The 26,052-nt window shown below is 66.9% G+C and carries 25 protein-coding genes; 12 read left to right on the top strand and 13 right to left on the bottom strand.

Annotation, left to right across the window (positions count from 1 at the left end; all coding sequences use genetic code 11):
• The first annotated feature begins 10 nt into the window (after nucleotides 1–10).
• Nucleotides 11–484 (top strand): MmpS family transport accessory protein, encoded by a 474-nt coding sequence (locus BN2156_RS05410; protein ID WP_090511067.1) that lies wholly within the window; start codon nucleotides 11–13, stop codon nucleotides 482–484.
• Nucleotides 481–3,378, top strand: coding sequence for an MMPL/RND family transporter (locus tag BN2156_RS05405; protein WP_090511062.1), 2,898 nt, complete (start codon nucleotides 481–483; stop codon nucleotides 3,376–3,378). Before BN2156_RS05410 ends, BN2156_RS05405 begins: the two co-directional genes overlap by 4 nt.
• Here BN2156_RS05405 and BN2156_RS05400 read toward each other — a convergent pair.
• A complete protein-coding gene (locus BN2156_RS05400; RefSeq protein ID WP_090515514.1) occupies nucleotides 3,375–4,142 on the bottom strand; it encodes an ArsR/SmtB family transcription factor in 768 nt (255 codons plus the stop codon). The two genes, BN2156_RS05405 and BN2156_RS05400, sit on opposite strands and share 4 nt — an antisense overlap.
• Before the next feature lie 80 nt (nucleotides 4,143–4,222).
• Nucleotides 4,223–4,426 (bottom strand): hypothetical protein, encoded by a 204-nt coding sequence (locus BN2156_RS30515; RefSeq protein ID WP_131725127.1) that lies wholly within the window; start codon nucleotides 4,424–4,426, stop codon nucleotides 4,223–4,225.
• Nucleotides 4,427–4,712: 286 nt separating this feature from the next.
• On the opposite strand from BN2156_RS30515, the gene BN2156_RS05395 reads away from it, so the two are divergent.
• Together BN2156_RS05395 and yaaA are read left to right on the top strand one after the other, a co-directional pair.
• The gene (locus tag BN2156_RS05395) at nucleotides 4,713–5,357 is read left to right on the top strand and encodes a peptidoglycan endopeptidase (protein ID WP_407661631.1); all 645 of its coding nucleotides are present in this window, start codon (nucleotides 4,713–4,715) and stop codon (nucleotides 5,355–5,357) included.
• A gap of 53 nt (nucleotides 5,358–5,410) precedes the next feature.
• The gene (gene yaaA, locus BN2156_RS05390) at nucleotides 5,411–6,157 is read left to right on the top strand and encodes a peroxide stress protein YaaA (protein ID WP_090511057.1); all 747 of its coding nucleotides are present in this window, start codon (nucleotides 5,411–5,413) and stop codon (nucleotides 6,155–6,157) included.
• A gap of 12 nt (nucleotides 6,158–6,169) precedes the next feature.
• On the opposite strand, the gene BN2156_RS05385 is transcribed toward yaaA, so the two are convergent.
• Genes BN2156_RS05385 through BN2156_RS05365 form a run of 5 tightly spaced genes read right to left on the bottom strand, consistent with a single transcriptional unit; the run spans nucleotide 6,170 to nucleotide 10,734 of the window.
• Complete coding sequence (locus tag BN2156_RS05385) at nucleotides 6,170–7,087, bottom strand: TauD/TfdA dioxygenase family protein (RefSeq protein ID WP_090511056.1); 918 nt, start codon at nucleotides 7,085–7,087, stop codon at nucleotides 6,170–6,172.
• Nucleotides 7,088–7,119: 32 nt separating this feature from the next.
• Nucleotides 7,120–8,190 carry a PhnD/SsuA/transferrin family substrate-binding protein gene (locus tag BN2156_RS05380; protein WP_090511053.1) on the bottom strand — a complete coding sequence of 357 codons (1,071 nt, stop codon included), beginning with the start codon at nucleotides 8,188–8,190 and terminating at the stop codon, nucleotides 7,120–7,122.
• A gap of 4 nt (nucleotides 8,191–8,194) precedes the next feature.
• The gene (locus BN2156_RS05375) at nucleotides 8,195–8,938 is read right to left on the bottom strand and encodes an ABC transporter ATP-binding protein (RefSeq protein WP_090511050.1); all 744 of its coding nucleotides are present in this window, start codon (nucleotides 8,936–8,938) and stop codon (nucleotides 8,195–8,197) included.
• On the bottom strand, nucleotides 8,925–9,788 hold the full coding sequence (locus BN2156_RS05370; protein WP_090511047.1) for an ABC transporter permease: 864 nt from the start codon (nucleotides 9,786–9,788) through the stop codon (nucleotides 8,925–8,927). Before BN2156_RS05370 ends, BN2156_RS05375 begins: the two co-directional genes overlap by 14 nt.
• Nucleotide 9,789: 1 nt before the next feature.
• A complete protein-coding gene (locus tag BN2156_RS05365) occupies nucleotides 9,790–10,734 on the bottom strand; it encodes a TauD/TfdA dioxygenase family protein (protein ID WP_090511044.1) in 945 nt (314 codons plus the stop codon).
• A 389-nt stretch (nucleotides 10,735–11,123) separates the two neighbouring features.
• Between BN2156_RS05365 and BN2156_RS05360 the strand changes: the two genes are divergently transcribed.
• From BN2156_RS05360 to BN2156_RS05330, 7 genes are all read left to right on the top strand, one after another.
• Entirely contained in the window at nucleotides 11,124–11,753 is a 630-nt protein-coding gene (locus tag BN2156_RS05360; protein ID WP_235625211.1) for a hypothetical protein, read from the top strand.
• 42 nt (nucleotides 11,754–11,795) lie between these two features.
• On the top strand, nucleotides 11,796–12,011 hold the full coding sequence (locus tag BN2156_RS05355) for a hypothetical protein (RefSeq protein WP_090511039.1): 216 nt from the start codon (nucleotides 11,796–11,798) through the stop codon (nucleotides 12,009–12,011).
• A gap of 6 nt (nucleotides 12,012–12,017) precedes the next feature.
• Entirely contained in the window at nucleotides 12,018–13,493 is a 1,476-nt protein-coding gene (locus BN2156_RS05350) for an amidase (protein WP_090511036.1), read from the top strand.
• A gap of 97 nt (nucleotides 13,494–13,590) precedes the next feature.
• Nucleotides 13,591–14,484 (top strand): fructose bisphosphate aldolase, encoded by an 894-nt coding sequence (locus tag BN2156_RS05345; RefSeq protein WP_090515512.1) that lies wholly within the window; start codon nucleotides 13,591–13,593, stop codon nucleotides 14,482–14,484.
• Nucleotides 14,485–14,515: 31 nt separating this feature from the next.
• On the top strand, nucleotides 14,516–15,430 hold the full coding sequence (locus BN2156_RS05340) for an alpha/beta fold hydrolase (protein WP_090511033.1): 915 nt from the start codon (nucleotides 14,516–14,518) through the stop codon (nucleotides 15,428–15,430).
• A 50-nt stretch (nucleotides 15,431–15,480) separates the two neighbouring features.
• Entirely contained in the window at nucleotides 15,481–16,128 is a 648-nt protein-coding gene (locus tag BN2156_RS05335; RefSeq protein WP_090511030.1) for an MBL fold metallo-hydrolase, read from the top strand.
• A 90-nt stretch (nucleotides 16,129–16,218) separates the two neighbouring features.
• On the top strand, nucleotides 16,219–17,601 hold the full coding sequence (locus BN2156_RS05330) for an FAD-dependent oxidoreductase (protein WP_090511026.1): 1,383 nt from the start codon (nucleotides 16,219–16,221) through the stop codon (nucleotides 17,599–17,601).
• 10 nt (nucleotides 17,602–17,611) lie between these two features.
• On the opposite strand, the gene BN2156_RS05325 is transcribed toward BN2156_RS05330, so the two are convergent.
• The 5 genes from BN2156_RS05325 to BN2156_RS05305 all read right to left on the bottom strand — a co-directional run bounded on the left by BN2156_RS05325 (nucleotide 17,612) and on the right by BN2156_RS05305 (nucleotide 24,089).
• A complete protein-coding gene (locus tag BN2156_RS05325) occupies nucleotides 17,612–18,880 on the bottom strand; it encodes a competence/damage-inducible protein A (RefSeq protein ID WP_210436573.1) in 1,269 nt (422 codons plus the stop codon).
• A 35-nt stretch (nucleotides 18,881–18,915) separates the two neighbouring features.
• Nucleotides 18,916–20,142, bottom strand: coding sequence for an enhanced intracellular survival protein Eis (locus tag BN2156_RS05320; protein ID WP_264035062.1), 1,227 nt, complete (start codon nucleotides 20,140–20,142; stop codon nucleotides 18,916–18,918).
• A gap of 75 nt (nucleotides 20,143–20,217) precedes the next feature.
• Nucleotides 20,218–20,442 carry a hypothetical protein gene (locus tag BN2156_RS05315; protein ID WP_090511017.1) on the bottom strand — a complete coding sequence of 75 codons (225 nt, stop codon included), beginning with the start codon at nucleotides 20,440–20,442 and terminating at the stop codon, nucleotides 20,218–20,220.
• Nucleotides 20,443–20,451: 9 nt separating this feature from the next.
• A complete protein-coding gene (locus BN2156_RS05310; protein WP_090515510.1) occupies nucleotides 20,452–23,178 on the bottom strand; it encodes a glycoside hydrolase family 2 protein in 2,727 nt (908 codons plus the stop codon).
• A 173-nt stretch (nucleotides 23,179–23,351) separates the two neighbouring features.
• Nucleotides 23,352–24,089, bottom strand: coding sequence for a glucose 1-dehydrogenase (locus BN2156_RS05305; protein ID WP_090511015.1), 738 nt, complete (start codon nucleotides 24,087–24,089; stop codon nucleotides 23,352–23,354).
• Between the two features lie 118 nt (nucleotides 24,090–24,207).
• Between BN2156_RS05305 and BN2156_RS05300 the strand changes: the two genes are divergently transcribed.
• Complete coding sequence (locus BN2156_RS05300) at nucleotides 24,208–25,284, top strand: NAD(P)H-dependent amine dehydrogenase family protein (protein ID WP_090511013.1); 1,077 nt, start codon at nucleotides 24,208–24,210, stop codon at nucleotides 25,282–25,284.
• On the opposite strand, the gene BN2156_RS05295 is transcribed toward BN2156_RS05300, so the two are convergent.
• Nucleotides 25,281–26,045 carry an HAD family hydrolase gene (locus BN2156_RS05295; protein WP_162490734.1) on the bottom strand — a complete coding sequence of 255 codons (765 nt, stop codon included), beginning with the start codon at nucleotides 26,043–26,045 and terminating at the stop codon, nucleotides 25,281–25,283. The genes BN2156_RS05300 and BN2156_RS05295 overlap by 4 nt on opposite strands.
• Between the last annotated feature and the right edge of the window lie 7 nt (nucleotides 26,046–26,052).

Below are 26,052 nucleotides of genomic sequence, written 5' to 3'. Positions count from 1 at the left end.
CCCTTTCACGATGACCAACGCGACGAAAACCTCTCGCCGGAAGCAGTTCTCGATTTCAGGCCTGGCCAAGAAGTTCTGGATTCCGTTGATCATCATCGCGGTGGTGTTGGTCGGCGGATTCACGGTGATGCGGGTCCGCACGTTCTTCGGCGCCGGCGACGGAACCGGTATCGCCAGCGCCAAAGTCGATGACACCAAACCGTTCGACCCCAAGGTCGTGGTCTACGAGATCTACGGCGAGCCCGGCGCCACCGCCGACGTGAACTACCTCGATCTGGACGCCCAGCCCCAGCGCATCGACGGGGTGACCCTGCCGTGGACGCTGCGGCTGGAATCCACCGCCCCGTCGGTGTTCCCCAACATCGTGGCCCAGGGCAACGGCAGCACGATCAGCTGCCGCATCACCGTCGATGACGAACTCAAGGACGAGAGAACCTCCAACGGCGTGAACGCCCAGACCTTCTGCTTGGTGAAATCTGCATGAGCGCTCACGACGCCCAGACCGACGCTTTCCCGGTCACCGGGCCGAAGCATGCCCAGCACGGCGGGATCGCCAAGTGGATCCGTCGTTTGGCAGTGCCGATCATCATCGGCTGGATCGTCCTCATCGGCATCCTGAATACCGTTGTGCCCCAGCTCGAAGAGGTGGGCAAGATGCGCTCGGTGTCGATGAGCCCCGACCAGGCTCCGTCGATGATCGCGATGAAGCGTGTCGGCGAGGTGTTCCAGGAGTTCAAGTCCAACAGCTCGGTGATGGTCGTGCTCGAGGGCGACGAGCCGCTCGACATCAAGGCGCACGATTACTACGACGAGATCGTCGACAAGCTCGAGGCCGACAAGAAGCACGTCGAGCATGTCCAGGATTTCTGGGGCGATCCGCTCACTGCCTCGGGCGCCCAGAGCGCCGACGGGCATGCCGCCTACGTGCAGGTCTACACCGCCGGTAACCAGGGCGAGGCGCTGGCCAACGAATCCGTCGAAGCGGTCCAGGAGATCGTCGAGAGTGTGCAGGCCCCTCCAGGGGTCAAGGCCTACGTGACCGGACCCGCCGCACTGGCCGCCGACCAGCACATCGCCGGTGACCGAAGCGTGAAGATCATCGAGGCGCTCACCTTCACCGTGATCATCATCATGCTGCTGTTGGTCTACCGCTCCATCATCACGGTGGTGCTCACCCTGGTCATGGTGGTGCTGTCCCTGTCCGCGGCCCGCGGCCTGATCGCATTCCTGGGCTACTACGACGTCATCGGGCTCTCGACCTTCGCCACGAACCTGTTGGTGACGCTGGCCATCGCGGCGGCCACCGACTACGCGATCTTCCTGATCGGCCGATATCAAGAGGCCCGAAGTGTCGGCGAAGACCGGGAACAGGCCTACTACACGATGTTCCACGGAACGGCGCACGTGGTGATGGGCTCGGGTCTGACCATCGCCGGCGCCACGCTGTGCCTGCACTTCACCAACCTGCCCTACTTCCAGTCACTGGGTATCCCGCTGGCCATCGGCATGGTCACGGTGGTCGTCGCCGCCCTGACCCTCGGCTCGGCGATCATCACGGTGGCCAGCAAGTTCGGCAAGACGCTGGAACCCCGGCGGGCCATGCGCACCCGCGGGTGGCGCAAGGTTGGTGCGGCCGTGGTGCGCTGGCCCGGTCCGATCCTGATCGCCACCATCGCCTTGTCACTCATCGGTCTGCTGACGCTGCCGGGGTACCGGACCAACTACAACGACCGCAAGTACCTGCCCGCCGATCTGCCGGCCAACACCGGATACGCCGCATCCGACCGGCACTTCTCCCAGGCCCGCATGAACCCCGAGCTGCTCTTGATCGAGAGCGATCACGATCTGCGCAACTCAGCGGACTTCCTCGTCGTCGACCGCATCGCCAAGCGAATCTTCCAGGTGCCCGGTATTTCTCGGGTCCAGGCCATCACGCGCCCGCAGGGAACGCCGATCGAGCACACCTCGATCCCGTTCCAGATCAGCATGCAGGGCACGACCCAGATGATGAACATGAAATACATGCAAGACCGCATGAAGGACATGTTGAAGATGGCCGACGAGATGCAGACGACCGTCGACACCATGCAGCAGATGCTGGTGCTGGTGAAGGAGATGTCCGACACCACTCACAGCATGGTGTCCAAGATGCACACCATGGTCGACGACGTGGCCGAAATGCGGGACCACATCGCCGATTTCGACGATTTCTTCCGTCCGATCCGCAATTACCTGTACTGGGAACCGAAGTGCTTCAACATCCCGCTGTGCTGGTCGATCCGGTCGATCTTCGACACCCTTGACGGCATCGACACCATGACCGACGACATCCAGAAGATGATGCCGGACATGGATCGTCTCGATCAGCTGATGCCGCAGATGCTCACGATCATGCCGCCGATGATCGCGACGATGAAGAACATGAAGAACATGATGCTGACCATGCAGGCCACGATGGGCGGCCTTCAGGATCAGATGGAAGCGATGATGGAGAACCAGACGGCCATGGGCCAGGCGTTCGACGCTTCCAAGAACGACGACTCGTTCTATCTGCCACCGGAGACCTTCGAGAATCCGGACTTCAAGCGCGGCATGAAGATGTTCCTGTCCCCCGACGGGCACGCGGTGCGGTTCATCATCAGCCACGAGGGCGACCCGATGAGCCCTGAGGGAATCTCGCATATCGCGGCGATTCAGAATGCCGCCAAGGAGGCGATCAAGGGCACCCCGCTGGAGGGCTCCAAGATCTATCTCGGCGGCACCGCCTCCACCTTCAAGGACATGCAGGAAGGCGCCAACTACGACCTGCTGATCGCCGGCATCGCGGCACTGTGCCTGATTTTCATCATCATGCTGATCCTCACGCGCAGCGTGGTGGCCGCGGCGGTGATCGTGGGCACCGTGGTGCTGTCCCTCGGCGCGTCCTTCGGTCTGTCGGTGCTGATCTGGCAGCACCTGATCGGCCTGGAACTGCACTGGATGGTGATCGCGATGGCGGTCATCGTGCTGCTGGCCGTGGGTGCGGACTACAACCTGCTACTGGTCTCCCGGTTCAAAGAGGAGATACATGCGGGCTTGAACACCGGCATCATCCGCGCCATGGGCGGCACCGGCTCGGTGGTCACCTCCGCGGGCCTGGTGTTCGCCTTCACCATGATGTCGATGGCGGTCAGCGAGCTGGCGGTGATCGGCCAGGTGGGCACCACGATCGGCCTGGGTCTGCTGTTCGACACCCTGGTCATCCGGTCCTTCATGACCCCGTCCATCGCGGCCTTGATGGGCAAGTGGTTCTGGTGGCCCCAGCGGGTGCGTCAGCGTCCGCTGCCGGCACCGTGGCCCACTCCGGTCCAGCGCGACCCGCAGGACTCCCTGGTCTAATCGGCCTGTTCCAGCCCGGACTTGAGGCTGGACAGCTTGAGCGGCCAGCTCTGCGAGATCATGTCCCGCACGGCGCTGCCCGGGTCGAATCCGTCGTGGATCACAGTGAGCTTCACGTGGTCCCCGACGGATTCGATGTCGAACGACACTCGTGACCGGCGTTCGGCCGCGGCCCCGGCGATGGTGTCCTCGCTCAGCTGCGGGGCGACCTGCCGCAGTTCGGGCGTGAACGTGTGGAACGTGAAAGCCAGCCGCTGGTAGGGATCGGACTCGACGATCACCTGCTCGGGGTCCTCGATGCGAACGACGTCCTCGACCCAGACGTAGGTCGACCCCTTCTGCCACTCGGATTCGATCGCGTGACCCAGGTAGCCGTGGGAAAACGCCGGATTGGTGATCGCCTGCCACAGCCGTTCCGGAGTGGTGCGGATATAGGTGGTGTACACGAACTCCGCGGTGGGGCTCTCCAACACCGTCTTGAGGTCGGTGAGGGTCTGACCCCTGGTGGAGTCGTAATGATCGATCCAGCGCTCCGCGATGGCATTGATGGGCTCGGCGTTGAGGTAGTGCAGCTTCTCCCGTCCCTGGCGGACGGTGGTGACGAGGTTGGCCGCCTCCAGGACTGCCAGATGCTTGCTGACCGATTGTCGGGCCATCGACAGGCCGCTGCAGAGTTCCCGCAGAGACTGCCCGTCGCGGTCGTTGAGGCTGTCGAGCAGTAGCCGCCGATTCGGGTCCGACAGCGCTTTGAAGACTTCGTCCACCCGCTCCACTCCCCTTACGCGCAACCGTTCGGCTGCCAAATCCCAATCATGCAGCCATTGGGCTGCATGTCAAGGCGGGCTTACGCGGGCACCGGGCCCCGGCGCCGTGAATCGACGCGGCGGATCAGGCCCCGCCAGCCACCATCGAACGGGCGCCGAAGTTGCGGAATGACCGCCTCGCCCACCCGGACCGTCCGGGACGCCCCCGGGCGGCCCACCACCGAGGCCCATGGCCCCACCGCAGCCGATACATCGACGACCGCTGCCCGAAATATCCTTGACATCAATGTAATTCAGCATTCCGTTGCATCACGCAAGTGAAAATGCGGCGCCTCATTTCGCAGCACAAGTCCAGTGCCACAGCACTATTGGTGATTGCCAGATACGTCCGTCGATGCGCGAGCAAACGAGCGCCACTGGCAACCGAATTGCCCGCACAGACAAGCGCAGTCGATCCGAAAGGGGTGAAACAGTCCATATCGAGGACCCCTTGTGAACGGAGTCACATATTTTGCCCGCCCAAAATCGGCTCTGCTAGCGTCCCGCCGCATGTTTGCTATCGCGACGCTTATGGCGCTTGTCCAGCAGGTTTCGGGCACGCCGTACATCTCCGGTGGAGATTCCCCGGCCGGTACTGACTGCTCCGGCCTGGCTTCCTGGGTCAGCAACATGGCCACCGGTCGACCGGTCTACGGGGACCGCTTCAACACGGGCAACCAGGAGCGGGCACTTCTGGCCCGTGGGTTCAAGTACGGCAGTCAGCCCGGCGCCCTGGTGATCGGCTGGAACAGCGGCCACACCGCCGTGACCCTCCCGGACGGCACGCCGGTGTCCTCGGGTGAGGGCGGCCACGGCGTGCGGGTCGGTGGCGGCGGCGCCTACCAGCGCCAGTTCACCCACCACATGTACCTGCCCATGGAGGTAGCAGCGCCGCAGGATGCGCCTGTGGACGCGCCCCTGCCCTTCGGCGCACCCCCGCCGCCCCCGGCCCCGATCGACCCGATGGCCGCTCCGGCCCCGATCGATCCCTTCGCACCGCCGCCCCCGGCCGACCCCATGGCCGCTCCGGCCCCGATGGACCCCTTCGCACCGCCGCCCCCGGCCGATGCCGTCCCGCCCGTCGCCCCGATGGACGCCCCGGCACCGATCATGCTCGACGTTCCGCCCCCTCCGGCGCCCCCGGCACCCGAGGAACCGGCTCCGGTCGCCATCTGACATCACACCTGTCGGTGGTCAGCGGGCCACGATCGTTCGGATAACGTCTGGATGTGATCGTGCTCTTGCCACCGTCGGAGACCAAACGCACCGGCGGGGACGGCCCGCCGGTGCGTTTGGATATTCTGAGCTCGCCGCAACTCACCCCGCTTCGCCGGGCGCTGATCGACGAACTCGTCGACCTTGCTGCCGACCCGCCGGCGTGCCGGAAGGCCCTGGGTATCTCCGCCGGCCAGGATGTCGAGATCGAGCGCAACGCCGCACTGCGGCAGGCGCCCACCATGCCCGCCATCGAGCGCTACACCGGCGTGCTGTACGACGCCCTCGACGTCGGATCCCTTCGCGGCGCGGCTGCGACACGGGCCCGCGCCAGACTGGCCGTCGGATCGGCGTTGTTCGGCCTGCTTCGGGCCGACGATCCCGTACCGGCCTACCGGCTCTCGGCCTCATCGAAGCTGCCCGGACAGCCCGGCCTGGCCAGACGCTGGCGTCCGTTGTTGGAGCCGGTGTTGGCCGACATCGCCGCCGGCGAACTGATCGTGGACCTACGCTCCGGTTCGTATGCCGGGTTGGGCCGTATCCCCGGTGCCGTCAGGGTGCAGGTCCTGGCCGAACACACCGACGGTCACCGCACCGTGGTCAGCCACTTCAACAAGGCCCACAAGGGCCACCTGGCCCGTGCGCTCGTCAGCTCCCGAAGCGAACCGGACGATGCCGCCGCCGTGGCAGCGGTCGCCCGTCGAGCCGGTATGCAGGTGGAGCGTGACGGCGCTGAGTTGACCGTCGTGGTGCCGGCCTGACGGATCGCCGCCTCAGGCCGCCTCGAACGGCTCGCCTTCCAATGCCACCGAAAGCCGCCCGTCCGGCCCCTTCGGCACATCACCCACCAGCGTCACGCGATACAACCGGCGGTCGTGGGATCCGGTGAGATCCGACGGGGCGAAATGGACGGTCGCGCGGTTGTCCCAGAACGCGATGCTGCCCGGCTCCCACTTGAACCGCACGGTGTACTCGGGCCGCACCAGCTCGTCGTAGAACAGGCCAAGCAGGCGGCGACTCTCGTGCGGTGACACGTCGACGATATGGCTGGTGAACCCCGGATTGACGTAGACCGCCCGCTCCCCCGTCTCCGGATGCACCCGCACCACGGGATGCTCGGTCAGCAGTGGACGCCGGTTCACCCGGCGCTCATAGTCCGCGGTCGCCGTCGTGCCCTCGGGCGGTGAGAATCGGTGCACCGCCCGCAGCCCGTCCGCGAGTCGCTGCAGCGGTGCCGACAATCCGGCGTACGCCGCAACGGTATTCGCCCACTGGGTGTCGCCACCGTAGGGAGGGATCACCTCGGCCCGAAGTAGCGAGGCGGCAGGAGGATTCACCGCCGCGGTCACGTCGGCATGCCAGTTCGCCTTGTCGTATCCGCGGCTGCTGCCGTACCGGGATTTGAACCGGTCGGCGAAGATCGGATAGATCGTCGGGTAGTCCGGGTCCGGAATCGAATCGAACAGTGGGTGCGCCGGGGTCGGCGAGCCGAACGCACGGGCCAGCCGCAGGTGATCGTCGTGACCGATGAACTGATCGCGGAAGAACACCACCTTCCACTTGAGCAGCGCGGCACGGATCTCGGCCACCTGCTCGTCGAGCAGTGGTGCGGTGAGGTCGATTCCGCCGATCTCGGCACCGATCCATCCGGACTGCGGCCGGATGCTCAGCGCCGACGCCAATTGAGTCATCTGTGTTCCCCTCTGTTCTGCGACTGGACTTCTCACGACTTCAGCGATTTCGGTGTGACGCTGTCGAGTTCGTTCTGTGCGGTGACGATGTCGTTGTAGCGGCCGTCTACATACGGTGTGACGTCGACACGGCCCTTGATGGTCCCGGTCTCGTGCAGGCCGTCGGCGACGGTCTGGAACAGCGCCGTGGAATCCGCGTCGATCGGGTAGTACGAGGCGATCCCGTCCTCGTCGTACAGCTTCTTGCCCTGATCGAACGTGATGCCCTGCACCTTGACGTAGTACTCGTCGATCCACTGGTCGGCGTGGGTGTCCTTCCAGTTGTTGGCCGCCACGGCCCGCCCGACGTAGTCGCCGATCGCCGCAGCCTTGGCCGGGTCGTCGAGCACGTCGCGGCGCACGATCAGCGTCTGAATACCGGTGTTGATGCCCTTGCCGTCGCCGAGGATCGGCGGCTCTCCCAACTGGTAGTACTGATTGCCCAGCACGATGGCAGCATCGACCGCACCGGCGGCAAACGTCGGAACCACCTCTGCCCCAGCCAGTTCCACGGGCTGCACATCCGTCCTCAGATCCAGGCCATGACGCTTGAGCAGCCCCGCGGTCACCATGTGACGGCCCGACCCCGGCGGGTAGGCCACTCGCTTGCCACGAAGATCCCCGATCGTCTTCACCCCGCTGTCGGGGCGCGCCACCAGGTAGTAGCCGCCGCTGGTACCCGGGTTTGCCTGCAGCCCGATGGTCACCAGGTCGGTGACGCCACTGTCCACCGCGATGGGCACCGGCGCCTCGCCGATCGATCCGACGTCGGCCGCACCTGAGCGCAGCGCCTCGATGACCGCCGCACCGCCACTGAAATCGGCGAAATCGACCTCGTAGGGTGTGCCCTGGCCGGCGTTGGCCAGGTTCCAGGGCAGCGACTGCGTACCGTTCTGCTCGGCGATGACGAGTTTCGTCCCGGCCGGAACCTCGGTCTTGGCCGCGATCTCGACGGTGTCGATGGCGCCGCCGGCCTCGTCGTCGGACAGCCCACATGCGCTCAGCAACAGAGGGATGAGCAACAGTGCCGCGGAACCCCGCAACGCTCGACCACCAAATGGCATATGTCTATTCCTTGTCTTCGGATACACCGAGTTCGGACAGCAATCGCTTTCGCAGCGCGGCGAATTCGTGGGTGTCCCGGGCCCTGGGTTTCGGCACGGTGACGTCGACATCGAGGGAGATGACGCCGTCGGTCAGGACGATCACCCGGTCGGCGAGCAGGATCGCCTCGTCGACGTCGTGGGTCACCAACAAGACCGCCGGAGTGTGCCGGCGATACAGGTCCATCAGCAGCCCGTGCATCTTGATCCTGGTGAGTGCATCGAGGGCGCCGAAGGGTTCGTCGAGCAACAGCAGTTGCGGTTCGCGGACCAGGGCCCGGGCCAGGGCGACGCGTTGCGCCTCTCCGCCGGACAACGTGCGCGGCCACGCCTTGGCCTTGTCCGCCAGGTTCACCTCGCCCAGCGCTGCGAGCGCGCGCTGTTGCACTACGCCCGTGGCGGGCAATCCGATCGTGACGTTGGCGAGCACACGCTGCCACGGCAGCAATCGCGAATCCTGGAACACGATCGCGCGCCGTTCGGGTACGCGGAGATAACCGTCGACGTCACTGTCGAGTGCACCCAGCGCCCGCAGGAACGTGCTCTTGCCCGAACCACTGCGGCCCAACAGTGCGACGAACTCGCCGGCTCTGATCTCCAGATCGAGGCCGTCGATGATGACGTTGTCCCCGAACCGCTTCCGGATGTCGCGGGCGATCACCACCGACGACGTGCCGACGGTGCTTGCCAGCGTGTCAGTCCCCGTCATAGGCCCGCCTCCAGGTCAGCAGGCGCCCCTCGAGGAACCGGACCACCAGGATCGAGATCAGCCCGAGGATCGCATACACCGCGATCAGCACGAAGACGATGTCGATCTGGAAGTACTCGCGGGCGTCGGTCATCATCCGGCCGAGGCCCTTCTTGGCGTTGATCGTCTCGGCGAAGATCAGGGACAACCAGGACGCCGTCAGTGCCAGGCGCAGGCCGACCAGAAACCCGGGCAGCGATCCGGGAATGATGACGCGGTAGATCATCTCGGCCCGGCCGGCGCCGAAGGATCGCGCCGCTTCCACCAGTGCGGCATCGACACTGCGGATCGCGCTGAAGGTGTTGATGTAGATCGCGACGGCCACGGCCAGCGTGATCAACAAGATCTTCGGCACCTCGCTGATGCCGAACCAGACGATCAGCAGCGGCACCAGTGCGAAGTTCGGAACCGCGCGCAGCACCTCCATGTTGGCGTCGACGAAGTTCTCCCCGATGCGGGACAGCCCCGAGATGAGTGCCAGCCCGAGTCCCAGCACGATGCCGAAAACGAGGCCGTATCCGACGCGCAACAGGCTGGCGGTCAGATGCTCCTGGAAGGTTCCGTCGGCGATCAGCGTCCACGCGGCGCTGAGCACCCGGGTCGGTGGCGGCACCGTGCGCTCGTCGAAGATGCCGACAGTGGACAGTAGTTGCCACAGCCCGACCAGCAGGACCGGGCCGAGCAGGCGTTGCACAGGGCGCGGCACCACCGGTTTGCGCTGCACCCGCCGCACTGCCGCACGGGGGTCGACGAGCCCGATCGCGGTATCGGTGCCGGTGACTCCGGGCGGCCGCGACAACAGGATGGCCATCTCAGGCGGCCCCGAAGTAGTCGCCCGAAATCGACTCCGATGCAACACCATCGGGGCCCACCGGAATGTCGCCCACCAGGGTGATGCGGTGCAGTACCCGATCGCCTTCGACATGCTCGAAATCCCGCGGGGCCAGGTGCAGTGCGGCCCGGTTGTCCCAGAACGCCACACTGCCCGGCTCCCACTTGAACCGCACCGAGTACTCGGGCCGCGCGATCTCCTCGAACAGCAGATCCAGCAGGTGCCTGCTCTCCCGTGGCGACAGGTTGACGATCTCGCGGGTGAAAGACGGGTTCACATACAGCACCCTCTCCCCGGTTTCCGGATGCACCCGGACCACCGGATGAATGGTCGCCAGAGGGTTGCTGCGCACCAGATCTCCGATTTTCTCGGCGCTGCGTTCGGCCAACGTCGTGGCACCGAAGCGGTGCTCGGCACGCAGTTCGCCGATCAACGCCTGCACCGCCGGTGACAGACCCGCGTATACGGCAGCGACATTGGTGAACTGCGTGTCGCCGCCGTACTCGGGCACATGCTCGGCGCGCAGGATCGAATGCGACGGTGGATTGATCAGCGGGGTGACATCGGCATGCCAACCGGGACCGTTCGGGCTTTGCCTCTTGCGGTACCTGGTGCCGTACCGGTGGTCGTACGCGGCCGGCGACACCGTGTGAATCTGCGGGAATCCGGCTGGGGCGGAATCGCCCTCATAAGGATGGCCGGGCGTCACCTCACCGAACTGGGCGCCGAACGCGATCTGTGAGGCGTGGTCAAGATCCTGTGCGCGGAAGAACACCACCTTCCACCGGTGTAGTGCCGCGCGGATCGCCGCGAGCTGTTCGGCTGACAGCGGCGCAGACAGATCGACTCCCTCGATCAGGGCTCCGGTGAATCCCGACAACGGACTGATCGTGAGTTCGGCAGAAGACAGTTCGGTGGTGGACATCGCCACACTTCCCCTCGAAAGCGGCTGGTTATATCGGCGATTCGACGCTAACGAGATTCACCCGGACGCTTACCGGTTTGAATCGGCGTGACGTGAATGGCTCTCGGCGCTCGCGATACCGAAGTGAGGTTGCCGGCCGCGGTCACCGCAGCTGACCCAAATCGCTTCTGCCTGCGCAATACTGACCCACCGCCGCGACATGAGTGCGAATCTCACTGTTGCCGAGCTAATTTCATCGCAACGATGTGACCGCCCGGGATTCAAAGCGGGTTTCGGCGAATTCCCGGGTGTCGCCCACAGCGCCCTGTCCCGTCGTGCACAATATGAGCTCGCGTCAGCGCCGTCGCCGCCTGCCACGCCAATCACACCGCCGTTCACCGGGAGCAAGCTTGGTCACCTGCCTAGTTTCCACACCGCAACCGCCGTATCAGCCGGCTCGCCGTGGACGGCACCGTAAGGCGCCGCAACGACGATGGCTGCCCGTCGGCATCGGGGTGGCGGCCGCGGCCGTGGTCAGCTCCATGCTCACCGCATTCGTCATCCTCACCACGCTTGCCTCCAAGTTCTCGTCCAGGGATTCGGTGTACGCCGTCGGCGCCAGGACCTATGACGTGAAACCGAACCGGTTGCCGCAACCCAGCGTCACCGAGCGTGCCGCCGCTCCGGCCGTCGCGGCGTTCGCCTCCGACGGATCCGGCTTCGTGGATTCCCAGGCGCGGTGCCGTGACATCCAGACGGCCAGGGCCATCGGCCGGACCGCCGGCTCACTAGTCGTGATCTGCCTGGACCGCACCGGCCGGCTGGAGTATCACGGTGTCCGGCTCTCCGATCAGGCCGCACTGGCGGCATCGGCCGACGCCACAGTGGGCCGCCGGTTCGTCGCCCGCAACTACCAGGTGAACTACGCGGTCTCCCCGACGGAGTTGCTCGTCACCTCGGGCAGCGCGGTGCTCAAGCGCGAACCGATGGTCGAATACCGGGAGATCCTGTCCACGCCGGTCGTCCTCGCACCGCGTTAACCGCGCTAAGCTGGCCGCTCATCGGCCACGCGGCGGGAGATCATGTCCACATTCTGGCGGTACGTCCGCATCCAGGGCATGGTGTTCGTCGTCGGCATCGTCGGGCCGATATTCCTGGTCATTTACTTTGCCGCGCAACCGGATCCGACACTCAGGTGGATGTACTTCATCGGGCTGACGCTGACCGCGCTCGAGGTTCTCATCGCTCTCGAGTTGACCCGCATCAGCGCGCCGGCCGACAACAGCAGCGAGGAGTGAGGGTAGATGGATTCGTCGTCCGCATTCGAACTTGCCGCCACCGATGCGATCGGCCAGGCGGCCCTGGCCGCCGCCGGTGAGCTGACCGCCGTCGAGCTGCTCGACGCCGCGATCATCCGGGTCGAGGCCACCCGCGGTCTCAACGCCGTGATCACCGATCTCTTCGATCGAGCCCGCACGCAGGCCGAAGCACTCGACGCGTCCGGCGAGCTGCGCACAGGGCAGCGCGGGCCGCTGGCCGGAGTGCCGTTCCTGCTCAAGGATCTCGGCGCCGCGCTGGCAGGTGCCCCGGAAGCCATGGGCTCACGCGCATTACGCGGCCATGTGGCAACCGAATCCGCCTGGACCGTGGACCGCTACCTCGATGCCGGGCTGGTCGTGTTCGGCAAGACCAACACCCCGGAATGGGGCAACCACTGCACCACCGAGCCGCTGTTGTCCGGCCCCACCGTGAACCCGTGGTCCTCGAACGTCACCCCGGGTGGGTCCAGCGGGGGGTCGGCGGCCGCCGTGGCCGCCGGAGTGGTGCCCGCGGCCTCGGGTGGGGACGGAACCGGCTCGATCCGGGTGCCGGCCTCATGCTGTGGCGTCGTCGGCCTCAAACCACGACGCGCACGGTCCTCCTTCGCCCCCGACGGCGGCCACGGACTCGAAGGCCTGGTGAACAACCACGCACTCACCCGCACTGTGCGCGACTGCGCGGCGCTTCTCGATGTCATCACCGGCAGCGCTCCCGGGGACCCCTACAGTGCGGCGCCGCCGACCCTTCCGTTTCTCGATGCCGCCACCCAGACTCCGGCGGCACAGCGCATCCTGATCGCCACCACGTCGCCGTTTCCCACCGACCGGATCCACCCTGAGGTGGTGTCGGCGGTGGAGGCAACCGGCCGGTTACTGGAAAGCCTCGGGCATCACGTCGCTCCCGGAGCGCCCACGATCGATCCCGATGCGGTCGCCGACGCCGTCGCGGTGCTGCACACCGTGAGCAACGCGGCGCTGCATGAGCTGGCCCGCGAACACCTGGGGCGGGCACCGCGGGAGGACGAGTTCGAACCGAGCTCCTGGGTGATGATCCGCGAGGGCTTCACCACCACGGGTCTGGCGTACGCCGACGCGATCTCGGCCATCCATGCCCAGACCCGCCGTTTCGCCGCGGGAATGAACGGCCACGACGCGCTGCTGGTGCCGACCCTGCTGACCGGCCCTCCGCCGTACGGACTGCTGAACCAGCCCCGCGGCACCACCCGGGCATTCTTCGACGTCGAGTTCGCCACCACCGGCTGGACCGCCTTGGCGAACGTGACCGGCTGGGCGGCGATTTCCCTGCCCCTCGGCCAGAGCTCCGACGGTCTTCCCATCGGCGTGCAGTTGATGGCCCGCGACGAGACTGTCCTGCTCAGCCTGGCCGGTCAGCTCGAACAGGCCGCCCCGTGGGCCGCCCGCACACCACCCCGATGGGTGGGCGCTACCGCCGTGACGTAGCCGCCTATCCTCTGAGTCGAACTGTGCGCCACCTGTGGTGTGCGCCACAACAGCAGAACAACAGCAGGACGCCGTCTTCAAAGGAGTGGACAACGCCATGGTGAACCAGCAGCAGGCCGACAAGATGACCACGGGCAACGGCTTCATCGCCGCGCTCGACCAGAGCGGTGGTTCCACCCCCAAGGCACTGCGCCTCTACGGTGTCGAGGAGAGCGCCTACTCCTCCGAAGAGGAGATGTTCGACCTGATCCACCAGATGCGCTCGCGCATCATCACCTCCCCGGTGTTCAACGGCGACCGGGTGCTGGCCGCGATCCTGTTCGAGCAGACCATGGACCGCTCCATCGACGGCAAGCCCACCGCGACCTACCTCTGGGAGGACAAGGGCGTGGTGCCGCTGCTCAAGATCGACAAGGGCCTGGCCGAGGTCTCCGACGGCGTGCAGGTGATGAAGCCGATGCCCGGTCTGGACGACCTGCTGGCCCGCGCGGCGAAGAACGGCATCTTCGGCACCAAGGAGCGTTCGGTGATCGGCGCGGCCAATCCCGACGGCATCGCCGCGGTGGTCGCTCAGCAGTTCGAGGTGGCCAAGCAGGTGCTCTCGCACGGCCTGGTTCCGATCATCGAGCCCGAGGTCACCATCTCGATCTCCGACAAGGCCGAGGCCGAGGACCTGCTCCGCGACGAGATCACCAAGAACCTCGACGCGCTGCCGGCCGACCAGAAGGTCATGCTCAAGCTGACCCTGCCGACCCATGCCAACCACTACCAGTCGCTGGTCGAGCACCCCAAGGTGATGCGGGTCGTGGCGCTGTCGGGCGGCTACTCGCGCGACGAGGCCAACAAGCTGCTGGCCGGGAACACCGGCGTGATCGCCAGCTTCAGCCGCGCGCTCACCGAGGGTCTGTCGGCCCAGCAGAGCGACGAGGAGTTCAACGCGACGTTGGACAAGTCCATCCAGTCGATCTACGACGCCTCCGTCGCGGGCTGACCGCGAACCCGGCTAGGCGAGGCACACGCAGATGGTCATCCCGATCGATCGCCCCAAACTGGAGGGCAATGTCGCCGTCGGCGACGGCCGGCAACTCGGGTTCGCCGAGTTCGGTGACCCGCAGGGCCGTGCGGTGTTCTGGCTGCACGGCACCCCGGGCGCCCGCAGGCAGATCCCGACCGAGGCCCGGATGTACGCCGAGCACAACCACATCCGGTTGATCGGGGTGGACCGTCCCGGCATCGGTTCCTCCACACCGCACCAGTACGACCGGGTGCTGGATTTCGGTGAGGATCTGCGCACCATCGCCGACACGCTGGGTATCGAGAAGATGGCCGTCATCGGGTTGTCCGGCGGCGGCCCCTACACGCTGGCCACCGCGGCCGCCATGCCCGACCGGGTGATGGCGGCCGGGGTGCTCGGCGGGGTGGCGCCGATGATCGGGCCCGACGCGATCAGCAGTCCGCTGATGCAGCTGGGTGCGGCCGTCGCGCCGATTCTCGAGGTGGCCGGGGCGCCGATCCGGTTGGCCGCATCCGGACTGATCCGGCTGATCCGTCCGGTCGCCTCCCCCGCCTTGGAGATCTATGCGCGCATCTCCCCCGAGGGCGACCGGCGCATGCTGGGCCGGCCCGAGTTCAAGGCCATGTTCCTCGACGATCTGCTCAACGGCAGCCGCAAGCAGCTGGCCGCCCCGTTCTACGACATCGTCGTGTTCGAGCGTGACTGGGGCTTCCGCCTCGACGAGGTCAAGGTTCCGGTGCACTGGTGGCACGGCGACCATGACCACATCGTGCCGTTCGCGCACGGTCAGCATGTGGTCTCGCGGCTGCCCGATGCGGTGATGACCGAGCTGCCCTACGAAAGCCACCTCGGTGGGCTGGGCTGTGCCGAGGAGATCATGGGCACCATGCTCTCGACCTGGGACAAAGGGAAGAGCGACTGATCTCAGCCGGCCATTGACCTCAACCATTGTTCAGGGTCGAGGCTGGGGTCATGACAACCTCACTGAACCGGATCCGGGCCGACCTGTGGGAGACGCGTACTGACGCACCGTTTCCGGGTTTGACCACCCACGCCTATCTGTGGACGCCGGGCGGGCACAACGCGCTGTTCTATTGCCCGGCCAGTGACGCCGACTTCGCCGCGCTGGATGCACTCGGCGGAGTCGACGACCACTATCTGTCACATCAGGACGAGGCCGGCCCGATGCTGGCCCGCGTCGCAGAACGGTTCGGCTCCCGGTTGCACGCACCCGCCGCCGAGCGCGAGACGATCGGGCGGCACCACTCCATCGACGTGCCGCTGTCCACCCGCCATGTCGATGACCGCGGCGTCGAGGTGATCCCGACCCCTGGTCATTCGCCGGGAAGCACCTCGTATCTGGTCGAGGGGGCCGAGGGTCGCTATCTGTTCACCGGGGACACCATGTTCGTCGCCGCCGACGGTCGATGGTCGACGTTCGTGATCCCCGGCATCGGCGACGCCGCGGCCATGGCCACCAGCCTGCACCTGCTGGCGAGCCTGCAACCCGATGTCGTCATCTCGAGTGCCTTCGGGGCCCGGGCGGTCACGATCGTGGACGCGGGCGACTGGCCCGCCTGCATCGAGCAGGCTCTGCGGTCGATACCGGTGGCCCGGTGACGTTCGAGTAGCGCACTACTCTAGGCCCGGCTGCGGCCTGCTCCGATACTTCGAACAACTGGCGATGTGCCAGCGGTCCGGAGGTCGGCAATGGCAACGATCGGTAAACACGCAGTGGTACTGGGCGCGAGCATGGGCGGCCTGCTGGCCGGCCGGGTCCTGGCCGAATTCTTCGACACCGTCACGCTCGTGGAGCGCGACGTGCTACCCGACGGACCGGTCCAGCGCCGCGGCGTCCCACAGGGCCGGCACGCGCACGGACTGCTCAGCGGCGGGCTGCAGGCGCTGGCCCAACTGTTTCCCGGGCTGCCCGAGGAACTGGCCGCCGACGGTGCCACGGTGCTCGACGCGGCGAATCTGTCCCTCATCTCCATGACGCTGGGCGGGCACACGCTCAATCTCAACCGTGAACCCGCCCGACCCATCGCGTCGTATCTGGCGAGCAGACCGTTCCTGGAAGCTCATGTCCGCGACCGGGTGCGCGCCATCGACAACATCCGCATCCTCGACGGTCACGACGCGGTCGAGTTGCTGATGGACGACGCCCGGCGGGTGACCAGCGTCCTGGTCGCCGCCCGAGGCGGTGAGGTCGGGCAGGCGATCGCCGCCGATCTGATCGTCGACGCGATGGGACGGGCCGGACGGACACCGGCCTTCCTGGAGAGCGCCGGATTCGGTCGTCCGCCCGAGGACCGGATCGCCGTCCAGGTGGCCTACTCCAGCCAACTGTTGCGTTTCGGCGACGACGCACCGCGCGACCGGCTGACCCTTGTCGGCACCGTCCCGGAAAGACCCTGTGGCGGTTCCTTGTTCGCCTACGAGGACAACACCTGGCTGCTGACCACGGCCGGGATGACCGGGCAGGAACCGCCGGCCGATCTGGCCGGGATGATCGACTTCGTCGCGGACCTGTTCCCCACCGAGACCATCGCGGCCCTGCGCAACGCCCAGCCAGTAGGGTCGGTGGCCACCTTCCGCTACCCGGCCAGCGTGCGCAGGCGGTATGAACGCATGCCCCGCTTCCCCGAGGGTCTGCTGGTCTTCGGCGACGCGATCTGCAGTTTCAATCCGGTGTACGGGCAAGGAATGTCGGTCGCCGCGCTCGAGGCGCTCGCGTTGCGCGACTGCCTGGCCCGCGGCGGCGAGGACCTGGGCCGCAGATTCCTGCGCGCCGCCGCCGGGTGCGTCAACACCGCATGGCAGATGGCTTGCGGCGCCGATCTGGCCCTACCGCAGATACCCGGCCCCCGCCCCGCCTCGGTGCGGCTGACCAACTGGTACACCGAGCGGGTCCTCACCGCCGCCGAGGACGACCCGGTGGTCACCGAGGCGTTCTTCCGGGTGATGAACCTGGTCGATCCGCCAAGCCGGCTGTTCCACCCGTCCATCGTGCGGCGGGTGGCGACCGGCTCCACCCGGCGACGGCGCACGCGACAGCAGGCACCCGCCGAACCCGCCGTGGCGCGAACCTGAGGTCGCGCGGCTACTCGCTGATTCCGTTGAGTGCCCGGCGCAGCAGATGCATCGCCACCGTGGTGGCCCGCTCCCGGATATCGGATCGGTTGCCGGGAAGACGGAGGGTGCGGGTGATGGCCGTCGATCCGGACCGGACCGAGAAGCACACGGTGCCGACGGGCTTGTCCGGGCTGCCGCCGTCCGGGCCCGCGATACCGCTGATCGCCACCGCGGTGTCGGCACCGAAGTGGTACAACGCACCGGTGACCATCGATTCCACCACCGGCTCCGATACCGCGCCGTACTCGGTGATCAGGACCGGATCCACGTTCAGCAGTTCGGCTTTCGCCTCGTTCGAATAACTGACCACGCCGCCGGCGAAGTAGGCCGAGCAGCCGGGGATGTCGGCCAGCCGGGCCGCCAGCAGCCCGGCGGTGCAGGATTCCGCGGTGGCGATCCGGTGCCCGGCCAGCAGCCCAGCCACCTGCTCGTCCACGGTTGTGCCGTCCTCGGAGTACAACGCGGGACCGTGCCGATCACGCAACAGGGCCACCAGCTCCTGGTAGGCCCCGGCGGCGGCGGGCTCGTAGCGGGTGACCATCTCGAGTTCGCCACGGCGCAGGCAGGTGGTGATCTCCAGTGCCTCGAAACCCGCGATCGTGCCCTCGGCATCGCGCAAGGTCTCGGCCAGCCCGGATTCGGCCAGGCCGAACATCCGCAGCGTTTCCTGCCGGTACTGCGTCCGGCCCGAAATAGCCTGTTGCACAGCCTCGGTCGCGACCGCGGCGTGCCACATCGGCTGCAGTTCCCGCGGCGGACCGGGCAATACCACGACCGTCGGGCTGCCCGGCACGACCACACCGGGGGCGGTGCCGACCGGTGCGAGGACCTCCGCACCGACGGGCACCATCGCCTGCTTGCGGTTGGCCGCGCGCACCGCGTCGAAATCCACGCCGGGACGGTCGCCGATCAACTTGCGCAGGATGGCCGCGATCCGCTCCTCCATGGACTCATCGAGGACGAGTTCACGACCGCAGAACCCGGCGACCGTCGCCACGGTGAGATCGTCGGCGGTCGGCCCGAGCCCCCCGCTCGTCACGATGAGGTCCACCCCCTCGGCGGCCAGGAACCGCAACTGCGCGTCGATGTCGCGAGGACGGTCACCGCAGATGGTGATGTGGGCCAGTTCCACCCCGAGCTCCAGAAGCTGGTCGGCCAGCCACGGACCGTTGCGGTCCTGAACCCTTCCGGTGAGTACTTCGGTTCCGGTTACGACGATGCCTGCACGTGCGCTCACCAGATGCACACTACGCAGCGGCCCCTCACGCCGGCCTAGAAGCTGTACCCCAGTTCGGCCGGAACGTCGCTCGCGAAGGCCACACCGAGGCGCCGCACCACCTGTGAATCCTTGCCGCGCAACCGGTTTGCCGCCACGAAGGCTTCGGGGCGGTGGCTGCCCAGATACAGGCTGCCGAGGACGTCGAGGTCGAGTTCGACGTCGGCCGGCGCATCGGTCGGGGTACACCGCGCCCGCCCGCCGCGGATCTGCAGGGCAAATCGTCCGCCGTCACCACGGAAATCGTCGGTGACGTCCAGCACGGTGTCGAGGTCGGCCTGATACTCGCGGGCCTCGAGCGCGGCCGGGATGTTCATGATCCGCACCCACAGGTCGTCGCTGCTGGAGGTCACCCGGGCCAGTCGCGGGTTGGTCAGCAGGTAGGGCAGGACGTCGCCGGGATGCGTCCAGGTACTCACCTTCTCCATCAGGTCCATCCCCAGCAGTGCGCGCCACAGCGCGATGTAGGCGTCGGTGGTCACCGCGGTGACCTCGCGTACCCGCAGCGACCTGGATTCCTCGCCGTGCACGCGGTATAGCGCATAGCCGTCGGGATGCAGGAACGCGAACAACTCCGAACCGCCGTCGCGGGCGTTCTCCCGGTCGGCCAGGACGTCGTCCCACAGGGCTGTCGGGCAGGCCAGGCCGCCCGGGGTCCGCAGCCGCCAGCGCTCGTAGATCTCGGCGAAGGTGTCACGATGGTCGGCGGGATTGACCAGTCGTACCCCGCCCGGGTCGGGGACGGAGGTTTGGAACTGGGCAAACCTGCGGTCGATCGTCATCAGGTGCACCGTGGTGGCCGGGCCGTACCCGAACCGGCCGTAGATCCCGCCTTCACTCGCGGTCAGAGCGGCGATCGGGTACTGCGCATCGGCGATCCGCTGGTGCAGCTCGGTGTACATCGAACGCAGGATCCCCCGACGCCGGTGAGTGGGCGCCACGGCCACGTAGCTGATACCCGCGGCGGGCAGCACGGCCCCACCCGGCACGGTAAGGCTGAGGTCGAGGTAGATCGACTGCCCGACGATGTCCCCGTCGCTGCCACCGGCGCGCATCACCACGCCCCCGCCGGGCGGCACCATCTCCTGCCACGCCGCCATCGAATCGGGGTGGTTGATCTCACCGAACGCGGTGTTGCCGAGCAGCGCCATGCCTGCCCAGTCGGCATCGGTGATGCTGTGAAGGGTGAGGGTTGTAGCCGGGGAAGCCGATGTGTCGATCACGGAATCCGACGGTGCCACAACGGCACCGGCAAACGCGACCGAATTTTCGGTGCGCGCGGTTCGCGGACTAGCGACTCAGCGCTTGAGCCACGTGTTCAGCGTCGCCAACTCGCGGGTGTAGGTGGTCATGATGTCGTCCTGGTACAGCGTCGCGCCGCTGAGCGTGGTCGGTCCCTGCCACACCACCCTGATCCGGTTCGCACCGCGCTGGTAGACGTCCACCCGGTCGAGGTCACGGTGCAGCCATCCGCCGCTTTCGGCCAGTTGGCCGACCTCATGGCGCTCATCGGTTGTGGTCATCAGCCGATCCTATCGCCGTGCCCGCTGGTCGATCGGCACCACCGTCGGTGCGCTGTTGTAGCCGCCCACCCGGACCCAGTTGGCCGCGGGCTCCGATCCCGTCACCGTGCCGGTGACCTCGACGGTCTCCCCCGGGTAGACCGTGACGTAGTTGTCGGAGTACTCGATCGGCAGGATCTCGTCACCGTCGCGGGTCGTGGTGATCTCGGCCCGTTCGAAGAAGGCGATCTGGCGGCCGGGGTTGTGCAGCCGGATCAGCACGCTGGCTCCGCCGCCGGCCGACTCGGTCCGGTGGGCGGTCACCTGCAGCGGCGCCGGCGCCATCGTGTTGAGCGGGGTCATATCGGCCCAGGTGCTCTGCACGAGGTCGAACGCCTGGTCGTTGACCGGCGGTCCGACATCGTCGAGTTGTTGGGACTGCCAGTAGGTGTTGTCGGCGACGACGGCGCCACTCTCGTCGAGCAATTCGCAGCGGACAAACACCACGGGTGAGTCGGCGGCCGGCCGGGGCAGCGTCAGCCCGGGCACCACACCGTTCGAGGGCACCGCCGGTACATCCGCGCTCCGGTCATCGCGCATCCGGCCGGTCAGGTCGTAGGTGCGGACCCGCACCCGCAGACCCGTCCGCTCCTGCGGCGACTGGTTGACCACGCTCACATTGGCGGTGTCGTGATCGCCGGTGGCATACGAGTCGAACACCACCGACAGCGGTCGCAGGCCTTTCTTGGCTCCGTAGTAGGCGCCGCCGGGCCGCAGGTAGTAGTCGAAGAGATGCCCGAAGAACGACGGCCAGTGATTGTTGAGCATCCAGTAGATGGTCATCTTGTGGTTGTCCCAGCCGCCGGCGGCGAACGCCTCGAACTGTGCCCGCGTCGACTCGTAGTGGGCCAACTGCGCTTTGCGGGCGAATTCCTCTGCACCGCGCGATGTTCCGTAGCGTTGCATCACCGCGGTGCGGATGCTCTCCAGGGCGGCGTTGCTGGGGTTGGCCCCGGCATGGAAATACCAGGCTTCGTTGATGGGCCACAGTTTGTCCGGCGGGATGAACTTCCGCAGGCTGGCGAACGGCGGGACATGTTCGTTGTCGCCCTGTTCGGCGTTGGAGCCGCGGGTCGCCTGGTACCTGCCGCTGAACCAGTAGCTCGGCGGGCGCCAGGTGTACGGGCCGGCCATGTGGATGCCGTCCCAGACGGGTTCGCCGTTGGCGTCGCGGGCCAGCGACGACACGGTGTCGACGACCGTGTTGGGCCAGTGCAGGTCACGCAGGATTCCGTGATAGCCCTCCAGCACCGGCGCCGGGGGCTTGCCGTCACTGCCGTTGGCCCACAGGAACGCCGACGCGTGCCCGCGCAGCGAAAGGATCTGCGAGCGCATGCTCTCGTCGGCCACCCGCCGATCCTCGTCGTCCCACTGCCACCACTTCTCCCACTGGTTACAGCACATCCAGCCGTACATCAGCGGGATGCCCAGTTCATCGGCCCGCTCGATGATGTTGTCGCCCGGGAACTTTCCCTCCAGGCGCAGCATGTTGAGCCCCAGGTCGCGAACGTATCCGAGGATGGCGTCCTCACGTTGAGGGTCGTACTGGAACAACAGGTCAGGCGTGTACGCCGCACCTCGGACGAGGAAATCGCGGCCGTTGACCGTCAGATAGAAGCTGCCGCCGCGACCGAGGTCGGGGAACTGTTCGTCGTTGTCACGGTGCTGTTGCACCGTGCGGATGCCGAAGCGGGAATCCAGTGTGTCGGTGGCCCGGCCGTACCGGAGGAACTCCAGCCGCAGGTCGTACAGATCGGGCCTGCCCATGGTGTAGGGCCACCACAGGTCTGGGTTGCTCACCTGCAATGCCGCGAAAGTGTCCGGTTCGAAACGGATTTCGCGACTCTCCCCCGGCGCCAGGCTGACCGGTTGATCCACCGAGATCTCCGGCTTGCCGGGCCGGCTTATGCGGGCCCGCACCACCCCGCGCATCGGCACATCGGCGGTGTTGCGGATGTCGGAATAGACGGTGAGCCGGGCGGCGTCGGTCGCGGGCAGGGGCAGCTCGGAGGTGACGAGCGGGTCGCTTAGCACCACTTGACCCGAGAAGCTGAGATAGACCGGTTTGAAGATGCCCGCATTGCGGTCGGCCACATAGGAATTGCCGCGCAACGGGTTCTTGTCCGGCCCCTGGTAGCCGATCCGGTTCCAGTTCAGCCAGTCCCACCAGCTGTCGGCCAGCTCCACACCGTCGATGTCCTGCAGCGCCTGCTCAGGGGTCACCTTGACCGCCAGGGTATTGGCGCCCCCGGGGTTGATCCACCGGGTGGCGTCGATCTCGTGGATCGTGTGCATGCCCACCAGCAGGGAGTTGCCGGCAATCATCGTGCCGTTGAGCCACACCTCGGCGCGGTAGTTGATACCGGGGAAATCGAGCCGGTAGCTGGAGCTGCCCCGTGGCGCGGTGAACGTCGTGCGGTACCACCAGTCCTGCCGGAACAGGTCGTCGGGCACACCGGCGAGGTTGTCCCCGACATACAGGTCGGGATAGGTGCCGTCCTCCTGTAGCGCCCCCAGCACGGTGGACGGCATGTTCTTGACGTCATGCCAGTCGGCGTTCACCTCGCCGGGCGTCGACAAGGTGGCGCCGTCGGCCGTCACCGTGCGCGCCGAGGCCAGCTTCCAGCCCTGTGCCAGTTCCATCCGCCCGGACGGCGGCTCCGGCTTGGCGAACGGCGGGAAGTCGGCGGCACACAGCGACAACACCAGCAGTGTGACGACGACGAAACCCGCGAGGCTCAGGCCGGCGCGGTGATCCCGGGCGGAAATGGGCAGCTCCTCAAAGACCGGTGCGGCACCGTGTCCGTGAGTCGATGCCCTGCCGGGTCATTCTGCCGTGGCCCGTACCGCCGCGTGCGGGCGGTGCGCAATCAGAGCTTGTGCGGGACGTCGTTGACCAGACCACCGTCCATGACGAACTCGGCACCGGTGGCGTAGCGGGATTCATCGCTGGCCAGGAACACCACGAAGCTGGACACCTCGTCGGGCTGCCCGGGCCGGCCCAGCGGAATCGTCAGCATGTCCTCGGGGAAATGCTCGGTCATCGGGGTGCGGATGAACCCGGGGTGGATCGAGTTGACCCGGATCTGCTTGGAGCCCAGCTCCAGGGCCGCGGACTTGGTCAGGCCGCGCACCGCCCACTTGGAGGCGACATACGGATGCACCATGGCCGCACCGCGCAGTCCCTCGATCGAGGAGACGTTGATGATCGACCCGCCGCCCGCGGCTTTCATCGCCTTGACGCATGCCTGCATGCCGAGGAAGGTGCCGGTCAGGTTGACGTCGATCACCTTCTGCCACTGGGCCATATCGAACTTGCCGATCTGGCCCAGCGCGACGATCCCGGCGTTGTTCACCAGGACGTTGAGCAGGCCGAACTCGGTGGTGGCGGTGTCCACCGCGGCGGCCCACTGGTCTTCCTGCGTGACATCGAGGTGCACATAGCGCACCGAGTCGCCCAGTTCGGCCGCCAGTGCCTTGCCCTCGTCGTCAAGGATGTCCCCGATCACGACCTTGCCGCCCTCGGCGACCAGTGCCCGGGCGTGCTCGGCGCCCATGCCCCGGGCACCGCCACTGATGAGTGCCACTTTTCCGTCTACCCGTCCCATGACGGCTGAGGCTACCGTCCGCGGCGCCAAATTAGAACCTGTTCCAATTCATCAGCTGAATAGGCATACTTCGGCGTGCAGTACAACTGACGCGTTACAACTCGATGAGGAGATGTCAATGGCCATCCGTGTCGCCCACATCGGTACCGGAAATGTCGGCCGGCTGGCCCTGACCGGATTGCTGACCAACCCGGCCTACGAACTCACCACCTTGTGCGTCTCCGCGGAATCCAAGGTGGGCAAGGACGCCGGAGAGCTTGCCGGACTGGACATCTCGACCGGGATCACCGCCGTCGCCGACCTGGATGCGGTGATCGCGGCCAAGCCGGACTGTGCCGTCTATTGCGCGATGGGCGACACCCGCGGACCCGAAGCCATCGCCGACGTGGTGCGGTTGCTGGCGGCCGGGATCAACGTCGTCGGATCGGCGCCGGTGATCCTGCAGTTCCCGTGGAAACTGATGCCGCGCAAGTACATCGACGGAATCGAGGAGGCCGCCGCGGCGGGCGGCGCAAGCCTGTTCATCACCGGGGTCGACCCCGGGTTCGCCAATGACCTGATCCCGTTCGCCCTGGCCGGCACCTGCCAGAGCATCGAGCAGGTCCGCTGCATGGAGATCGCCGACTATGCGACCTATGACGGCGCCACGGTGATGTTCGACGTGATGGGTTTCGGCAAGCCGCTGGACGAGACGCCGATCCTGTTCCAGCCGGGTGTGCTGAGCATCGCGTGGGGCACCTCGATCCGGCAGTTGGCGGCCGGCCTGGGTATCGAGATCGACGACATCACCGAGGTCTGCGAGAAGGAGCCCGCGCCGGAGGCGTTCGACATCGCCGCCGGGCATGTCGCCGAGGGCACCGTGGCCGCGTTGCGATTCGAGATCCGCGGCATGGTCGACGGTGAGCCGGTGATCGTCATCGAGCACGTCACGCGGCTGCGCGGGGATCTGCGGCCCGACTGGGCCCAGCCGGCCCAGCCGGGCGGCTCCTACCGGGTCGAGATCGTCGGCGAGCCGTCGTACGCCGTCGACATCTGCCCCACCAGCCGCAAGGGCGACCACAACCACGCCGCGATCGTGGCGGCGGCCGGGCGCATCGTCAACGCCATTCCCGATGTGGTGGCGGCCGCGCCTGGCATCCGCACCACCCTGGACCTACCGCTGGTCACCGGCAAGGGCCTCTACAAGCTGAGCTAGGCGCCGGGCCGCAGCCGGCGGTCGACTCGGCGCCGGCCACCCGGTCGGGGCACGGTGAGCACCGGCCAACCGTGGTCGGTCGCGGCCGAGGCCAGACCTGGTCGCGGGTTCACCGGCCGCGGATGGCCCACCAACCGCATCAGCGCCCCGTCCTCGTCACCGTCGGCGTAGAAATAGCTGTGTGCCAGGTCGACCCGCTCGGTCCGGCAAAAGTCTTGCACTGCACTGGCTTTGCGGGGTCCCCAGATGATCGGTTCGACGATTCCGCCGGTGAGCCGGCCCTGGCTGTCGGTCAGGAAGTGGTTGCACAGCACGTGGTCGATCTCCAGGTGCCGCGCGACCGGCTCGGCGTGAATGGTCAGTGCCGACGAGCTCAACACGACGGTATGGCCGCGATCCTGGTGCCGGCGCACCACCTCGCGCATGTGCGGATAGACCCGCTGCGCGATCCGGTTCGCGAAGAGGTACTCCCCCAGCTCATCGAGTTCGCGCAGCGATTCGCCGCGTAGGTAGCCGGCCGCCCGCACCAGGAGCCGCTCGAACGGCATCCGGCCGATCCGGTAACGCACCGAGGCTTCGACGATTCCGAGAATCTCCCCGGCCGCGGCCTGCCGCCGGCGGATGCGATGCCCGGCGTGCGCCGTCGCGGTGAAACCGTCGACCAGGGTGCCGTCGAGGTCGAAGAAGGCGCCCACCCGCGCGCCGCCCGGACCGGACCCGATTTCCTCGAGTGACTCGGGTGGCGACAACGTGCGGCCCATGAGGCCA

It is taken from the genome of Mycolicibacterium neworleansense (genome assembly GCF_001245615.1).
Lineage (GTDB): Bacteria > Actinomycetota > Actinomycetes > Mycobacteriales > Mycobacteriaceae > Mycobacterium > Mycobacterium neworleansense.
This window is presented reverse-complemented; position numbering and strand designations above follow the sequence as displayed.

Excerpts from the sequence above, each read along its gene's own strand:
- BN2156_RS05305 (WP_090511015.1), bottom strand. The coding sequence starts at position 24,089 with ATGGGACGGGTAGACGGAAAAGTGGCACTCATCAGTGGCGGTGCCCGG.
- BN2156_RS05335 (WP_090511030.1), top strand. The coding sequence starts at position 15,481 with ATGACAACCTCACTGAACCGGATCCGGGCCGACCTGTGGGAGACGCGT.
- BN2156_RS05300 (WP_090511013.1), top strand. The coding sequence starts at position 24,208 with ATGGCCATCCGTGTCGCCCACATCGGTACCGGAAATGTCGGCCGGCTG.
- BN2156_RS05350 (WP_090511036.1), top strand. The coding sequence starts at position 12,018 with ATGGATTCGTCGTCCGCATTCGAACTTGCCGCCACCGATGCGATCGGC.
- BN2156_RS05330 (WP_090511026.1), top strand. The coding sequence starts at position 16,219 with ATGGCAACGATCGGTAAACACGCAGTGGTACTGGGCGCGAGCATGGGC.
- BN2156_RS05395 (WP_407661631.1), top strand. The coding sequence starts at position 4,713 with ATGGCGCTTGTCCAGCAGGTTTCGGGCACGCCGTACATCTCCGGTGGA.
- BN2156_RS05340 (WP_090511033.1), top strand. The coding sequence starts at position 14,516 with ATGGTCATCCCGATCGATCGCCCCAAACTGGAGGGCAATGTCGCCGTC.
- BN2156_RS05405 (WP_090511062.1), top strand. The coding sequence starts at position 481 with ATGAGCGCTCACGACGCCCAGACCGACGCTTTCCCGGTCACCGGGCCG.
- BN2156_RS05365 (WP_090511044.1), bottom strand. The coding sequence starts at position 10,734 with ATGTCCACCACCGAACTGTCTTCTGCCGAACTCACGATCAGTCCGTTG.
- BN2156_RS05410 (WP_090511067.1), top strand. The coding sequence starts at position 11 with ATGACCAACGCGACGAAAACCTCTCGCCGGAAGCAGTTCTCGATTTCA.
- BN2156_RS05295 (WP_162490734.1), bottom strand. The coding sequence starts at position 26,045 with ATGGGCCGCACGTTGTCGCCACCCGAGTCACTCGAGGAAATCGGGTCC.
- BN2156_RS05370 (WP_090511047.1), bottom strand. The coding sequence starts at position 9,788 with ATGGCCATCCTGTTGTCGCGGCCGCCCGGAGTCACCGGCACCGATACC.
- BN2156_RS05380 (WP_090511053.1), bottom strand. The coding sequence starts at position 8,190 with ATGCCATTTGGTGGTCGAGCGTTGCGGGGTTCCGCGGCACTGTTGCTC.
- BN2156_RS05375 (WP_090511050.1), bottom strand. The coding sequence starts at position 8,938 with ATGACGGGGACTGACACGCTGGCAAGCACCGTCGGCACGTCGTCGGTG.
- BN2156_RS30515 (WP_131725127.1), bottom strand. The coding sequence starts at position 4,426 with ATGTCAAGGATATTTCGGGCAGCGGTCGTCGATGTATCGGCTGCGGTG.
- BN2156_RS05345 (WP_090515512.1), top strand. The coding sequence starts at position 13,591 with ATGGTGAACCAGCAGCAGGCCGACAAGATGACCACGGGCAACGGCTTC.
- BN2156_RS05385 (WP_090511056.1), bottom strand. The coding sequence starts at position 7,087 with ATGACTCAATTGGCGTCGGCGCTGAGCATCCGGCCGCAGTCCGGATGG.
- BN2156_RS05355 (WP_090511039.1), top strand. The coding sequence starts at position 11,796 with ATGTCCACATTCTGGCGGTACGTCCGCATCCAGGGCATGGTGTTCGTC.
- BN2156_RS05315 (WP_090511017.1), bottom strand. The coding sequence starts at position 20,442 with ATGACCACAACCGATGAGCGCCATGAGGTCGGCCAACTGGCCGAAAGC.